Consider the following 691-nt stretch of genomic DNA (forward strand, 5'->3'; position numbering starts at 1 on the left):
GAAGACCGCACGCCGGATGAGGCATACTTCGCGACACTGCCTGCGATCAAATCGGCAGCATGAACGCCCCGGTGGTTCCACTTAAAAATCTCGGGACCCTGCCCGAACAAGCGGCGCCACCTCTCAGCGTCAATGTTCGCTGCTGGCGGTACCCATTCCCCGAGCGGGAGGAGATATCGAGAGCGCTTGTTGCGGGTGATTCGCTTCCCTTGAAATCGGTGGGCCACTAGCCACACCGGCCAGTTGCATCCTGCAGATCACCCGCACGATTTGACATAACCACAATTATCAACAAACATTCTTGTAGCGGCTAAGTTGTAATGTCCGCTTCTGGCCAAGTTCAAATGTCCGCTTTTGCGCCGCGTAAGCTGTCCTGCCGCCGGTTGTCCGGCACGGGGAGCTTCGATGGCAGTAATAGAACGGATAACGATGACGATGCGAGAGCTGGACAGATTCAAGGTCATTCAGGATGTAGCGGACGGCAAACTCAAGCCGTCGCGGGCGGCCGAGCGACTCGGGCTGACGACACGGCAGATCCGCAGACTGGTCGGCAGACTGCGTGACTGAACCGCCCCGGGTTTTCCGGAGACCGTTTTGCTTGCGTCATGCCACAGTGACAGACTCAGCGAGATTTGCATAGTAAGCGGCTTCTGCCTCGGCAGGTGGAATGTTGCCGATGGGGCCGAAGAGC

The 691-nt window shown here is 58.0% G+C and carries 1 pseudogene; it reads left to right on the forward strand.

The features are described 5' to 3' along the window. Positions 1 to 405: 405 nt before the first annotated feature. Positions 406 to 564: pseudogene (locus AB3X89_RS40085) on the forward strand (helix-turn-helix domain-containing protein); the annotation flags it as partial. Positions 565 to 691 lie beyond the last annotated feature (127 nt).

Origin of the sequence: Paraburkholderia sp. BR14320 (assembly GCF_040948665.1) — a bacterium.
GTDB classification, from domain to species: Bacteria; Pseudomonadota; Gammaproteobacteria; order Burkholderiales; family Burkholderiaceae; genus Paraburkholderia; species Paraburkholderia youngii.